The organism is Rhizobium sp. CCGE531, assembly GCF_003627795.1.
Lineage (GTDB): Bacteria > Pseudomonadota > Alphaproteobacteria > Rhizobiales > Rhizobiaceae > Rhizobium.
In genome coordinates, this window is sequence record NZ_CP032684.1 from 1,813,678 (window position 1) to 1,828,567 (window position 14,890).

Consider the following 14,890-nt stretch of genomic DNA (forward strand, 5'->3'; position numbering starts at 1 on the left):
AAAAAACCGACATAGAAAGGGACTTGGCCAATCAACTATCAGCGAACTGAGCGGTTAGATTCGATTCAGCCGCTGGCTTGAGTGAAATCTGTAGGTCGGCTAATTCTGTAACCACATCATACTCGAAGCCTGAAAACAAGTTGATCAATTCATCTTGGCGGGGCTGACCGAATGCCAATCGATAGGTCGCCAGTGATTTCTTCAAGCTGTCGTAGCGCTCGACCTCTCTGCTGAAAGGGGGGATGAGTACAACGCGTTGAATTTTTTCTTCGCCGGGGTACAGCCAGAAAGGCACGATATCGCCAGCGTGGCCCTCGGAGATCTCTAGCTTCCGGGCGGCCTCGAACATGCCCTCCCACGGTGCGATATGACCATCCTCGCTCAGGGCGAAATCGCCGAACCTGGCAGCAATGTTGCGCCGGACAGCATGGTTTTTGAACCGATGAACCCGACCTTCCCGCTGCTCGATGTCGACGGGATTACGCGGCAGGTTCCAGTGGACGATCCTGGCACAATAGGGGTGGAAATCCAGCCCCTCTTGGCCAATGGAAGTCGTCGCCAGAACAAACGGACGAAAAGGCGATTTGAACGCAGCCTGCACGAGCGTCGTGCGGCGAACGCCCTTCTCATCCTCTGCTTTTGTCGCAAATCGCATCGCAAAACGCGCACGCACCTCGAATGTCTTGTCGTGCAAGCGGGAGCGCCCAGCGGTCCAGTGATCAAGCGTTATCTGAGCCGGCCGCAAGGCAACGACTTCGACGAGCTTCGTAGCAATCAGGGCTGCTCGTTTGTCCGCTACCAGTTCGACGCCACGCTCAGCTTCAAGTACGAGTTGGAGATACTCATCCAAGACTGCCGATAAGTCGTGCCCTGCGGCATGCGCAATGATCTGGCGCCAATAATTCAGGGGCGAAGTTTCCTCCAACAATGCCCGGCTTTCTGCCTGATTATACAGTGTCCGGAAGCCGAGAGCGATCGAGACTGACGCTTCGAGAAGAGCAGGATGGTCTAGTGGTAGTTCCGGACATAGACGGCCAAGTGCTCGAAGAGCACAGGTTGCCGGTGATCCAAGGGCAAAGTCCGCGAGTTTGTGATAGATATCTCGGACATCGTGATCGTCCGAGTGATCTTCGGCTTCGAGCGCGTTCGTGAGCACCTCAATGGTGCGTGCCATAGCCCCGTGTTCCTCGTGACCATCGTGCTCAATAGCACCCACCCTGCTCCAGTCCACGCTCCTTCCCAGATTGTCTTCCAAATTGAGGGGGAGGAGTCGGTCGGATTTCCCGGATAGACGCGATAGTTGCTCCTCGTCGATGCGCTCGGTAAGCACTCCAACCGCCTGGCGGCGCAGCTCATCATAGCTTGTCGCACGTCCAAGCTGGCGTTCCATTGCCAAGGGGTCTACCCAAGCCGCCAGAGTAGGGGACGGGCATAGCATTGGCATCATCTCCTCGATGCCAATTGGGCGGCTGGTGCGGCTAACGAGATCGCCTGTCATGCCCATGCGACGGCTTGCTTCATGCGACAGAAGCGCAGCGATCGCGTCTGGAACCATGGACCAGTCTGAAAATATGAGCGACTTCGTTGCCGGGACCTGCTCTCCGTATGATGGGCGAGACGGTGGAAGCCACAACGCGCGATCAAGTCCATGCTCGAAGGCTGTGTCGGCCACCACGCGCATCCTCGCGTTTCTCAGCGGAACCTCTGCATAAGTCTCAACCTGCTCCTTGCTGATGAGGAACGGAGCAGCCGCCTTGATCGCGCTGCGCAGTTCGCTGGAGGGCTGCAGTTTCAGCGCCTGCAGTTTCTGACGAAGCTTGTAGTCGCGCATGAAATTGAGCAGGTATGGCGACGACTTCCAATACTCGACGATACCCGGCGCGCTGACGATGGCCGCCACCTGGCCAATAGCCTTCGCCTCCTTGAGATCCTCCGTCTCGATTGTCAGTTCTGGTTTGGTTTCCTTGACCAGAGCGTTGCGGTCGTCGGTGGAATCCACGCGCTCGGTCCGGGCGATGACCTCGCCCAGAATGTGCTGGACCCGGTCGCGCTGGACACGGGCGTGAACCCTCGTCTCGGGCATTGCCTGCAACGCACGGCGGAAGCCTTTAAGCTCCCGTTCGAGTTCTTTAATCCGCACCTCACCATCTTCCTCCCCGAACAGGAAGCGCATGGTACGCAAGAAATCACCGTAGTGATCGCCCTCTTCCGGATCGTCACTGTTCAATGTCAGCATGCGGTATGGTGTAGCTGATAGCAGCAACAGGCGCGCTTTCGAGCCGTCAGCGCCGGAGTAGGAAAAGAGAGCACGAGCGAGCTCCGCCGCGGCGGCCTTTTCGGGCGCCGACTGCTCATCGTGCTCGTGCAGCAGGTCGGCAAACCGCTGAAATTCGTCAAGGATTATCAAATCCGGACTCAAGGCATCAACACAAATCCGAGCCAGGATACGGCGCAACTCTCCGATCATGACCGCCGGCCGCTGATCAGGAGGATAAATTGGACTCTTTTTGCTCCTAGCCAATTCCGAGGCGGCACGAATTCGCATTATGAAATCGTCTGCGACAGCCACGTTGAAAATCCTGGCGATTTCTTCAGATATTTTCTGACCACGCATCCAGTCGGTCCAGCCTGGCCAGTTTTCGGCATCGACACCGCCGCGGAAAACCCGCTGTATGCCCTTGTGTCGAATGCCGATCCTCTTCCTCAGCATCTCGTAAATGAGTGCGCGCTCCTTTGCGGTACCGAGCGATGACTTCAGATCAAGTGCGGTTCCCGGGGTGAGACTGATCAGATTTATGGGTCGGGAGGCAATTCCGCCGTCCTTCTCGATTTCCAGTGGCAGCAAGGTTAGGCGGGTGTTCAACGGTTTTGTCGCCGAACCGATGACGTTGAGCGACTTGATGTTCTGCTCGGCGATCGCCTGGTTTGAGCAAATGTAGACGACGTCGATACGATCAACCTTGCCGGTCAGCTCTTCAATCGCCTTCGCAATGACGCCTCGGGCCACCATGGTCTTGCCTAGACCAACCTCATCGGCCACGAGAAACTGCCTCGTCGTCCGCGGGTCGGTGAAAAGACGTCGAAACACATAGTTGACCGTGGCCCGCTGAAAGGGCTTGAGCAGCGTCAGATGCTCGTCTGCTTGATAGGTCATTTTCGGGTGCCCTTGGTCGTCGCGAGCGGCGCAAAGCTGGCCCACAACTTTAGAAAATCTTCGGGGACGATGCTCTTGCCCGTGTCGGGGTCTCTCAGGTGTTCAATAAGCTGATCGATCTCAGCAAGCTCGTCACCAGCGAGCGCCAGAGCCCGCACCATTGGCTCCAGCAGCGCGTTTCCACCTTGACCAAGGCGTCGAAGCCACTGACCCTCGCCTGCCTTATCGCTCTCCAGGAAACTGCCTTCACCCAAACTTCCGAGAAGCATGCTCAGATAGCGGAAGAAGTTCTCGACATTGGCTATGTGCGCGCGCAGCACTGCAGCGTCCCGTCCGTCGGGCAGGCCAATGAGCCGGGCGCCCAGAGTGAATGCAATCGACACACCCGTTTCCTCGTCCCGGAGCCGCATCCCCAGCCAACGCGTGACATAGCTCAACGGAACAGAGCTGACAGCCATCCTCGCGGCTGTACCACAGAGCAGCGGCGCTACGTCGTAGCCCTGTTCATTGGCAACCGTGATTGGCCGAATGAAACATTTCACGCCCGCTGGAATTTCAATCGGCGCTGTGTTGCCGGCAACGGCCAGTTCAAGGCCAACCCCTTCAGCCAATTGTGTACAGTGGAGATCGAGCGGCAGGGCTGAGATCTTGGTGCGTAATTTCTCGAGGACCTTTTCAGCAAGGGCAGTAGCGTCCTGCTCGACTGGCGCTGACGGCACGTAGGGCGTCAAAAGGCGCTGAAACCCGTCCGAGAATAGTGTCTCTGCAATGGAACCCATTCGGCTTTTGGGACCATCAAGGGTCGCCATGACTTCCACGTTTTGCGTCCGACCGCCCTGGGCAGGCACCAGTGCAGCAGATGTTGCGTTGGCAGAGCCAAGGTGGATATGCAGACGGGAGCCACGTTCGACGATGTACACCTTGGCATGCAGACCTTCGAGATCGGTGGCCCCTGGGTCGTCACGATCTTCTTCCTCATATCGTGTCGCCCGGTCATCTAGCGTCTGTATCTCAAAATGCTTGCGAACGTCAGGCTTGATGCAGTCTAGCTCCTCAGCGCGAGCGACAAGCTGACAGGCGGAGGGTTGGTCGTAACCCTGGGAGAGGCGTGTAAGCGCGTTACCGCTGACGAAAGGCGACAGGATAGCAAGGCGATCACCCTTTTGCGGAGCCCATACGCTTGAATTCAGACCATTGACAGCAAAGCTAACCTTGGTCGCCCCCGCAGGGAGATCCTCCCAGGTGCAGCGCTCTAGGTCGCGCAATAGCGATGGAAGAAATTTTGGCGCCGCCGGACGAGTGGCCGAATTTGCCAGGCCCGGAAGGGCACGAAGAAGCTGCGCAATCGGTTCATTGTCATCATTGACATGTTCTTGAACCTTGCCATCGAGGCAAAGAGCCAAATCCCAGCACCTGTCATTCGTCAGATTTCGGGAAAGAACCGCAAGCCGTATACGCGTAGGCTGCCCCTCGCGCTCAGGTTTGAAACGAATGCACCAAAGTTTGGGATGGAAAGCACCGCCGCCTGGAGCCGAAACCTCGATGATCGTCTTCTCGTACAGTGCCGTCAGCCGTGCTGCATTCGGGCGAGCCTCCTTAATGCGGCCCCGATCACAGTAAATAGCCATTTTGCCGGCCATTCGCTCTACGCTTTGCAGCAAAGCCAGCGGGCTTCGCATCATCTCGTCGCGGTTTTCGGCATCTCGAAAAACGATTGTGATTGGAATGGTGAGGGCAGTTTCGAAATCGAGAGAGTAGGTCGTCGCTACGGCGTTGTCGAACTGGTATTGATCGGGCGCCCGCATGAGTGCCGTGTAGAGCTGACGATTTTCAGGGTGAAAGGCGGGTTCAGCCGGCATCGGCGAGTTCTCCAAGATAGTTTTTGGAAATTCCCCACCTGAAATCGAGACGCGCGTCGCCGGAGGCGCCCGACCACCTCTCCAGCGGTGCATCATGCAAAAGCCGCGCCTTCAATCGCTTGAGGCTTTGTTCTCGAAGCTTCAAGAGGTCGATGGCGGAACTATCGGTTTCCAGGTACCTTGCCCCCTCTCGGGCTATCGATACCCATGCTCGGATAAAGTCTCGGGACGGTTTCGTCAGAGTGTGGCTGGTCGTTCCAATCAGGCTAAAGAGATCGTCTAGATCCCAGCTGTTCAAGTCGAGGAATTCGAGGTTGGTCTTCCAATCGTCGAGACGCGAGCGGTAATGCTCTATCAGCGCCGGTGCATCACCGTGCTTCTTCGCGTGCGGTCGCTCTGCGGCACGCAGCGCTAGCAAGAGATTGTAGAGCAAGCTTGCGCCATACATCACGCCGGAAAATCTCTCCGCGTGGCGCAATAGCGCGCGATTGGGCTTTGAGATGGTGCTCTCGCTCACCTGCCATGGCCAATCCTGGCTGAAGGACTTGCCCGTCGCAGCCAGTTCATTCAGCAGGCTCGGCTTCGCGTTACTGGCGATGCGGTCGCGCAGGAAGTCCGCTTCCTTCGGCGTCAAAGCGAATGTTGCCTCCTCAAACAGATTTGCAGGCGCCTTTGGCAGGCTTGATGACCAAAGCTTAAGGTCGTGATCCTTGAAAATTTCAGGACCATAGGACAGGAAGGTTGCCTGCGAACCCATCATGGTGCGGATACCAAGACTGTTCAGACCCGCCCAGTACACACTTGAGGCAAGTCGCTTGAGGTCTCGGCCGGCATCACGGCCGATCACACCGACAGTCTCACCGCCGCGAAGCAACGCTTCGCTCAGCCGAAATTCAAGATCGCGCGCAATATTCGTCCGTTCTGCCTGCGTTGCCTTGCGGCTTTGCGCCTCGCAATAGGTCCACGGAATGAACAGCATATAGCGCAGCCGTGTCTGGATGGTGCTGGTCCCTGGAAAAAGAAGATCGGCAAGGCCATCGCGCACGGTTCCTAAACCCAACTCGTCGCGAGCTTCCGGTTGTTTGAAGAGATCGATGAGCGTTTGAGCGCGTCGACGTTCCTCCGGGTCGAAATCAATCCAAGCAAGGTAGGACATGTGCATCCGTCTGGGCAGTAAGTTAAAATCGGCGGCTCGCTCCTGCGGCGGTGTTGTCACCGCTAAGAAACCAGCCGAACAGGCATTCCGCAGGCTGCGGTGATCTCGTCGTCAAGATGGCGGCAGGGGCGCCTTTGGGGGATTAACGGCGATTACGGTCGCGCTCGTCATCAGCACGATCAGGCCCAGCTCGGCACCTGTCATTTCGAGATAGGCATGAACCTGGTCCCGGTACTGGTCCAGTGTCTTTGCATCTGGATCCACATCGCTCTTCCAATCGACCACCACGACAGGGCGACCTTCGTGGTTGACCGTAAGAGCATCCGCGATGCCTGCCGTTGCGACAATTTCATTGTCTTCTGCACGGAGGGCATAAACGGGAAACTCGGCAAGCAGACTTGACCGCAGGGGCGCGATTTCCGGCAGCGCCAGCGTCCGGCTAACGCAGCCGCCCAGTTCTTCCGGCACGAGTCCGGCGGCCGAATTGGCGACCGGAACCTTGCCGAGCGCGCGGATAAGTTCTTCGGCGCGCGTGGCGAGCGCCGCGGGCCCGTCGTCGGTTTCGCCGGTCAAGACTTCTTCCATCAGCTTATGCAGGATAAGCCCGCGCTCGCGACCACCCTGCGGGGAGGCGGGTGTTTCGAGCTCGGTCGGCGCACCTTGGTCTGATCCGCTCCAGATATCCGGTTCCTCTTCCTGCAGTATCGCCCCGGCCGCATTCTCGTCGCGGCTTGGCGCAAGCCATGTCAAGCGCATTTGCCGATCGGCGATCGCGCCGGCCTCGGCGGCGAAGGCCTCGCGCGTCTGGTCGTTGCTCGGGCCGCCACTGACCACAACGGGATCCGGCGGCAGGTGCGACGCGTCCAGCGCGGCGAGCGCTGCGATCGACAAGTCGACGAGACTGATCCATGCCGATTTTGAAGGCGTCACGTCGAGTCGCGGAAGAACCAGTAACTCTCTGGCACGCGTCGCGGCGACATACCAGAGACGTACGCGTTCACGGTCGAGCTCGTCCTTTTCTGCCTGCCGCGCGGTCTCATAGCCGGTCGGCGGGACCCCGAGAATTGGGCAGTAGAACGTATCGTTCTGCCGGTCGATCACCGCGCTGTCCGGCGGCATCACACCGGTCATTGTGTTGATGGGAATGACGATCGGCCATTCGAGGCCCTTGGCCGCGTGCATGGTGAAGAGCGCGACGGCTTCTTCCTGAGCGTCTGGCCGGCCCTCGACGGCGCGGGCCTCGTCGGTCCAAGCCGCGGTCATCGCCTCGGAGAATGCCCGCAAGCCGCGGACCGGATAGTTCGTCGACAGATTGAGATAGAGATCGACATTGGCGAGCGCGCGCTCGGCCTGGCCGCGGTGTCGTTCGAGGAGGATAGGACGCACGCGCAATACATCTATGGCCTGCGAAAGAAGCGCGTGTGGTGTTGTGCCGTTGCTACGCCGATGAAGCGCCTGCAGCTTTTGAAGCACGTCGCGAGCTACAAGATGACCGATATCCGCCGGATCGACGCCAAGATCGAGACGAGGAATCCGGTTGGGTTCGTCCTTCGAGCGCGGCAAGGTCCAGCTGATGTCCAGCAGCTCTTCTTCACTCAGCCCGACAAGTGGGCCGCGCAATAGCGCACCCAGTGCCAGGGTGTCACGGCGATCTGCCAGCACGCGGGTCAGCGCAATGAGATCCTGAATCTCCTGCCGGCGGAAAAGGCCCTTGCCAGCCTGTGTCGCCACCGGAATGCCCCGCCGCTCCAGCGCCTCTTCATAGCGCCACAGGTCCGCGCCGGTCGGGGCAAGGAGAGCGATATCGCCAGGCTGACACAGCCGGTCCTCACTACTTTTTCGGTCGAAAATGTGGTGGCTGCCGATTAAGCGGGCGCACAGTTCGGCCACGGCATCGGCTTCCGCGTCACGCTGCTGTTCGGCGCTGGCCTTGCCGTCTGCGTCCGCGACTGCAATGTCGAGGGCGGCGACGCAAAGGCCTTCGCCGCGATCGTTGTGGAAAGGGTCGAGCGCCGTGAAGCCGGGTTGTCCATCCGCTGACAGGATCGCCTCGAAGCGCTCGTTGACGAATGTGAGGATCGAGGCGCAGGAGCGGAAATTGGTCGAGATTGACACCAGGCCGTCTGCATCCCGTGCCGCGAAGGCCGCGCGCGCCTGGACATAGGCCCCGACGTCTGCGCCGCGAAAGCGATAAATTGCTTGCTTCGGGTCGCCAACAACGAAGAGCGCGCCGGGACGAATCCGAAAGCTGGTCCAATCCTGAGCCTCGTCTGCAGCATCGCCACACAGGCGCCAGAAGATTTCCGCCTGCAGGGGGTCTGTATCCTGAAACTCATCCACGAGAACGCGGGCGTAGCGCTGTCCAAGCGCCTGCCGTACCGCCTCGTGGTCTCGGAGCAGATCACGGGCAGCGTATATGAGGTCATCAAAATCGAGCTGGGCGCTGGCGCGCTTGCGCTCTCGGTAGCGTTCCAGGATTGGTCTTGCCTCATCGATAAGCGTCGCGAGCACCTGGCCGGACGCGGCCTGTAGAAGCGCGGTCCAGGCGGCGCAGCAGGCATCAAAAAGGCTCTCTGCAGCATCATTCAGCCGGTCGCCGTCGGCCTTGGAAAGCCCTGCCTGCTTCGCCGCGGCCACCCATTTGCCCTTCTTGCGATAAGATGAAAAGCCGCCAGCCTTGGTGCACAGATCGGGATGGGGGCGTGAGACTAACAGTCCGACGAGACCTGCAGGCGTTGATGCATCAGCTGAATTTGGCAAGCGCGTCGCCATTTCGGAAAAGCGAGCCGCGTAGACCTCGGTCTCCGGCTCGGTGACGCCGGCTGCCCGCATGAAGGCAGAGAGGCTATCGGCCGTTTGGCGAAATGCCTGCAAATGCTGGGCAAGTGCTGTTACCGCTGGCGCGACGAGGCTCCTGCGTCGGCGCAAAGCTTCGGCGATCTTATGCATGAGCGCCACGGTCTCGCCAGGACTGTGCAACACCATTTCGGCGAGGATCCCACTCTGATTGCCCGACAAGCGTTCTCGCAGCCAGTCATCGACAATTTCGAGAAAGGTGAGATCCGCCTGGTTGCGGTCCATGACGGTTGCACCGGGATCGATATCCGCCTCGGCAGGGTAGGGCTTGATTAAACGCTGACAGAAGCCGTGGATGGTCGAGCAGGTGATCTCGTCGATGGCCGCGCTCGCGACGATGAGGTTCTCGCGCTGCGCTTGCGACAGTCCGTTCGGCAGCCCGACGCGGAGTTCGGGCGCAATGCGACCTGCGGCGAGATCGGTGACGAAGTCCCGCACGCGGGAAAGGAGTTCACTCGCGGCGAGTTCCGTGAACGTAACTGCCGCGATAGCGCGCGGTGCAACACCCTGCGCCAGCATGACTGCGATGCGCCCTGCCATGACCGCGGTCTTGCCCGAACCCGCGCCGGCTTCAACCAGGATCGAACGGTCGTGTCCGCTGATGGCATCGCGCCTGGCGTCATCGTCCTTGAGAATTCTCTGCATGGTATCCATTATTCCGCCTCCCACACCAGAGCGACTTCGCCAAGCCGCTGGGTCGCGGCGGATTGCTTGCGTTTGCAGTAGGTGGCGCTGGCATTGGCCGGCAGAGCGAAAGCTAGATCGTCATAATCGCTGCCCGTATCCGGACCGGGCAAGGCGGCGCCACTCGCAAATGCACTTCGCGCCGCCCGCAGATGCTGGACAATTTCCGTCAGCGTGGCTTCTGGATCATCGAGCTGAAGGTCGATCGCTTCGCGCGGATAAAGCAGTGATGCGCTGATCGCTACATGATCGCCCAACAGCGCCTTCACAGCGAAAGCGTAGAGGCAGCGCTGGAGTTCGCGTCCGCCGTTCAGCCGAATTTCGCCTTTGGGAAGCTTTCCGGTCTTATAGTCGCGAACCAGCGCCCGGCTTCCGTCGCCGGCAATATCGAGCCGATCGATGTAGCCGGCGATGCAAAACCCAGTGTCTGGAATTGCCACGGGCAAGGTGGCATCCCAAGGTAGCTCTGCCGTCGACTTGGGTTCTGACCCACCAAAGGGCACTTCGCCATAGGAACGGCTGCCCGGCAGATGCACGTCGCCATAGGCAAGCGCCTGACCAGCCAGAAGGCGAACGTCAGCAAGTGTTCGGCCCCATATGACATTGGGGGGAACGGGGCGTTCGCTTTCCCAGTCGATCGCGACCGCGTCCACAGCCTCGGCCACGGCTCTCTCGATGGCGGACGCATTGGCGGAAGCCAGACCACCGGCCATTTCAAGAGCCCGCAATGCGCGATCAAGCACCAAGTGAATGAGGTCGCCGGCCGCAAGCGCATCAAGCACCAGCGGTTCAGCGCTGCTTTGCGGCGACTTCCAGCCGAACGCGTAGCGCCAAAGAAAACCGAGCGGGCTGCGCAGCAGGGTTTTCAGCGAACTGGCCGACTGGGTCCGCGCGAGAATAGCGAGAATGAGTGGATGATCAGGCTGGACGAGGCCATCATGAGCGGTGATGTCGGCCGTGCGCCAGTCCCGCCAGCAGCTGCGGGCGCCGATCGCCTGAGGATCAGCGGCAAACTCCCGCGGGCGAGCCATCAGTCGGTCGGTTTCGCTGAAGGCATGCTCAGGAATTGCGTTGCGGCGCAGATAAGCTTCATCGCCGTAGGCGGCAAACAACGGGCTGCGGCCGAGTAAACGGCCGTCGCTGTCACGACGGGCGCGGGAAAGCACCACCTCACGGGAGGTGGTCGCAAGGATCGTTTCGAAATCCCTGCGATCGGCGAGGCTGACGGGAAGAGGGTCAAGGTCGCCAGTCGGGATGATGTGATCGGGTATCAGCCTGTCTTCAGCAATCCCGCGCGGCCAACGCGAAGAGTTGAGCCCGATCAGCCGAACGAAGCGTCGAGGCGATGCGGCAAGCGCGCTTGCCGGCATCCACGCGACCGACACGCAGGCCTGCAGCCCGTCGTCCTGCTTCAATGCATCAAGGGTGGCGTCAACGGACGTGGCAGGCCCGGCAAGCAGCGCCTTGCGCCAGATGGACAGCGCCCTGCCTTTGAGGAAAACCTCGCCTATCTCCTTTGCGGCATCTGGTCCCTTGGCCAGTAACTCAACCACTGCCCGCAACGCTGATACGTGATCCGTGCCATCGGGCCAATCTTCCGGCTTGAGTCGTGCGAGCAGACGATTCCACGCGGCAGCTGTCGATAAGGGCGCATCGCTCGGCAGCACTCGCAGCCATCCGTCGGGAAGACCAGACAGCGGCGTCGATTCTCGGCACAGCGAAGCCAAGCGGCGCAGACGTGATTGCGTGAGCCCGCGCACGACGACGTCGGCAAGTGCCGCAGCCGCCTGTCCCTCGCGCGTCGCGACGGCGCCAACGCCGTGAACGAAATGCAGGTCGAGATTGGCGTCGGCGCGCAAGGCCAGGAAGTGGTCGTCATAATCGGCCGGAGAAGCCGTCGCGATGGCGATTTCGGAAGGCGAGATGCCCGCGGCGAGCAAGGCACGCGCCCAGCGCATCGCCTCAATAGCTTCGTGGTAGGCGGTCGCGCAACTAATGGAACGGACAGCCGGCTCTTCGATCCTACCATGGGCGACGGTCACGCCGCAATCGCCGAGCCAGGCCGGAACGGAGCGCGGTCCGGCCGTCCATCGCACCGGGATGCGCTCGGCAAGCTGCTTGACCAGCGGACGCCAGCACGGAGACAGTTCCGTCAGACCGACGATTTCGAGGTCGCCGAAAATCGCCGGTGCGTGAGCAATGCGGCTGCTTGCAATGCCGACGATGTCGACGGGGCGCATCATTCCGTCCGGAAGTTGCGCAAGGACCGCAGCCTCCAGTCCAGCCATGGCGCCAAGACGCGGATGGTCGCCTGCCCGAGCTGCGAGTTCGATGCCTGCGCGCCATGCCTTGTGCAGCGAGTCGGCCGCCGCGCCAATCATGCCCGGCAGCATCTTGATGCTTTCGAGTTCGCCCATCGACGTTTCTGGCAAAACCACCTGGATGGCCGTGCGCAGGCTTTCCTCGTCAATCGGCCGGGCGAAGCCGCCTGCAAGTCGCACAGCGGCTTGCTCAAAAGACATGATCTGGAGGCCGTGACGACCGTCTCGCGCCGCCGCAAGCCGGGCTTCCCGCATAGCGAGGCGGCCATGGACGACAAGTGTTGACCGACTTACAGTGGTCATGATGTTTCCTTTCCTCATCAACCCGTTTCCCGGTCGGTTTCGCTGTGCCGTCGGACCGCGCGAACGCCCGCTTTTCAGGCCGCACGGTCCTTCTTACGAGGTACAAGCAACGGTTTGGAAGTAGACTTTGGCGCGATATGCTTGCGCCGCAATGTAACTCACAGGTTTATTGCTTAGGTGCTGATATCCACGTCCAAATCCGTTGCCAGATACCGCGCTGGGGCGTTGCCGGAGCGGTATGGGCAGGAGGTTCGACCTTTGCCGGCTGGCCGTAGAAACGCTCCTTAGCGGCGCGATCGCGACGACGCTCAGCTTCGACCTGTTCCTCGCTCCACGGGCCTGCTTCGATAATCTTGCTTCGATCGATCACATAATGTGACCGGCACTTCAGCGTCCAATTACCGATCGACGGACGAAGGGAGATGGTTTCGCCGTCGAATGTCATCTTCCAGTCCGTCGGTGTGAAGGGGACGATCACTTCCTCGCCGCAGCCGCAGCAACAACTATGGGCTGACGTCGCATAGTCCATCGACACGTAGAGGACACCAGCCTGCAGACGCTCGGGAATATGTTCGACGAAGCGGTGCTCAAGTCGTTGGTACCGGATCATGCGAGGTCTCCGTTGATCAGCATGTTGCCGTCGGTCGTGTAGGTGCAGTGGTGTTCCTGCTCCAGATCGCGATAGAAGCCGCGGATCTTCTTCCACTTCACCACCGCGAGAACGGCATTGAGTGCGTTGAGGTCGGCCACCTGGATGTTGGAGGCGTAGATGTCCTTGGCGCCGCCGCCCACAAAGGAAATGCGCTGCGGCACGTGATCCCGCTTTTCGGGCGTGCTGGCGGTCACCCGCAGGATGCCACCCAGCGAGCCTTCATCAAGCTCAAGACCCATCCCGACATCGATGAAACCGGCGCCGATTGCCTGGAGTTTCTCCACGATCGACTGCTTGGCCTCACCCGCATCAAGGGAAAGGAACGCGAAGGTCACGCCGTCGAGAAGGTGGAGGTTGTCAGCGTTCAGAGCGACATCGTTCGCTACGATGTTGCGGTGCATGCGACTGTAAATGCGCTTGAGATATTCGACCTTCTTGGGCGCGTCCCGGAGCTCGTCCAGGCTGGGAGCACCTGGCGCGCGGAACGCATTGTGGGTGAGAAATTCATCGCTGTCGAAGATCCGGATTTCGCAAACCGGTGTTTTCGCGACAAGGTCGAGAATGTAGCCGCCCGTGCCGCCGAGCCCGATAATGGCGATGCGCTCGCCCACGAGCCGTCCTGTCAACGCGCCGATACCAACGCGGTCGGAGGCGGTCTCGACGTAGTTGAACACGCTCTCTTCCTCCTGTTCGGGCTCGCGAAAGGTGCGTGCGGTCGAACCGGGCTTCAGCACTGCCGCCGGCCCCGCGATGATGTTCGCGTAGCTTGTCATCTTATGGTGATAGTCCGCATAGCCGCCTTCCGGCTTGCTTGAGAAGCTGTGCGTTGCCTTCAAACCATGGCCAAGGTTGAAGGCGCCGCTCACGTGCGAAATCCCTTCAATTCGAACGCCATCGGCATGGCAAGGGAAATCACCGTCCCAGTGAACGACATGCGTGTCCGGCGTACGTGTCTGATCTCCGGCCAATGTAAGGCTGGAGATTAAGGTGCCGATGCGCAGCTGTCGGCGCTCGTCGACATAAGGGATCTCGCGCATTACGAGATAGCCGCCCTGCTGCTGGACGAAGTAGCCTTCGTCCAGCAGGCGCTTGAGGTCTGGATTACGATTGAACAGTGCGCGTGACATTAAATACCGTACCCTTCTTCTTGACATCGACAGAGCCGCCGGCTCCGAGTTCTCCGGCATGGGGGGCCGACGCCGCGTGCCGATAAGTCATCGAGAAGACGACATTCGGCTCGTGCTGACCCGGAAAGGCGAGCTGGACGACCTGCTCGAACGCCACCGTCCGAGCGTCCACCGTGCGGCGGCGCGAATTGACGATGATCTCAAAGGTCACGGGCGGCTTGGGCGCGGTGATGAAACGCTCGATGCCAGCGACCGTCAGGTCGTCCAGCTCGTTCTGTTCGATCAAGCGATCTTCGCCGCCCGGAACTTCGAGGAATACCGCCTCGTTGTCTCCCGGCTTGGCCAGTCCATAAAGGACCGCACCGCTGATGACGGGCTTGCCCCAGCGCATTTCGTCGTCGTTGAGGGTCAGCTTGAATTCGCGATCCGACTGGAAAGCAATGAAGCGCTCAGCCCCGCGCTCGCGCAGGTCAAAGGGTTCATTCAAGCGTACATCCTCGAATTCGCCCGACGGCAAGATCGCAAAGAGGCTGTAGCCGTGCCGAGCATCGAGAGACGCGGCCTCCAGCACCTGCCGGCCGAGCGGCACGGGATCGCTCACATGACGCTGTTGAAAATTGAGGTCGCCCTCAGCAAGGAGAAACCGATATCCCCGCGCCGGTCGAAGCGCCCGGCCTTCGCGCAGGGCGTCTCCGACATCGTCATATTCAAGAAGTTCTTCCGTAGTCATACGTTGGGTCCTTATGTTTTCGCCGCGGCGACGCCGCGGCTCTAAGGA

Annotated in this window: 8 protein-coding genes; all 8 read right to left on the minus strand. The window is 60.2% G+C overall.

Annotated features, from left to right (window positions below; translation table 11 throughout):
- Positions 1 to 31 precede the first annotated feature (31 nt).
- The 8 genes from CCGE531_RS08930 to CCGE531_RS08965 all read right to left on the minus strand — a co-directional run bounded on the left by CCGE531_RS08930 (position 32) and on the right by CCGE531_RS08965 (position 14,842).
- Positions 32 to 3,154, minus strand: a complete 3,123-nt coding sequence (locus tag CCGE531_RS08930; protein WP_120666651.1) for a helicase-related protein — start codon at positions 3,152 to 3,154, stop codon at positions 32 to 34.
- On the minus strand, positions 3,151 to 5,013 hold the full coding sequence (locus CCGE531_RS08935) for a phospholipase D family protein (protein ID WP_120663838.1): 1,863 nt from the start codon (positions 5,011 to 5,013) through the stop codon (positions 3,151 to 3,153). Before CCGE531_RS08935 ends, CCGE531_RS08930 begins: the two co-directional genes overlap by 4 nt.
- Positions 5,003 to 6,169, minus strand: a complete 1,167-nt coding sequence (locus CCGE531_RS08940; RefSeq protein WP_120666653.1) for a DUF6361 family protein — start codon at positions 6,167 to 6,169, stop codon at positions 5,003 to 5,005. The genes CCGE531_RS08935 and CCGE531_RS08940 overlap by 11 nt, the downstream gene beginning before the upstream one ends.
- Positions 6,170 to 6,280: 111 nt before the next feature.
- Positions 6,281 to 9,679 carry a UvrD-helicase domain-containing protein gene (locus CCGE531_RS08945; RefSeq protein WP_120663839.1) on the minus strand — a complete coding sequence of 1,133 codons (3,399 nt, stop codon included), beginning with the start codon at positions 9,677 to 9,679 and terminating at the stop codon, positions 6,281 to 6,283.
- Positions 9,679 to 12,333: a PD-(D/E)XK nuclease family protein gene (locus tag CCGE531_RS08950; protein ID WP_120666655.1), complete on the minus strand. Its 2,655-nt coding sequence runs from the start codon at positions 12,331 to 12,333 to the stop codon at positions 9,679 to 9,681. The genes CCGE531_RS08945 and CCGE531_RS08950 overlap by 1 nt, the downstream gene beginning before the upstream one ends.
- 166 nt (positions 12,334 to 12,499) lie before the next feature.
- On the minus strand, positions 12,500 to 12,943 hold the full coding sequence (locus CCGE531_RS08955; protein ID WP_120663840.1) for a DUF6527 family protein: 444 nt from the start codon (positions 12,941 to 12,943) through the stop codon (positions 12,500 to 12,502).
- Entirely contained in the window at positions 12,940 to 14,112 is a 1,173-nt protein-coding gene (locus CCGE531_RS08960; protein ID WP_120663841.1) for a ThiF family adenylyltransferase, read from the minus strand. Before CCGE531_RS08960 ends, CCGE531_RS08955 begins: the two co-directional genes overlap by 4 nt.
- Positions 14,087 to 14,842, minus strand: coding sequence for a multiubiquitin domain-containing protein (locus CCGE531_RS08965; protein WP_120663842.1), 756 nt, complete (start codon positions 14,840 to 14,842; stop codon positions 14,087 to 14,089). Before CCGE531_RS08965 ends, CCGE531_RS08960 begins: the two co-directional genes overlap by 26 nt.
- Positions 14,843 to 14,890: the final 48 nt, after the last annotated feature.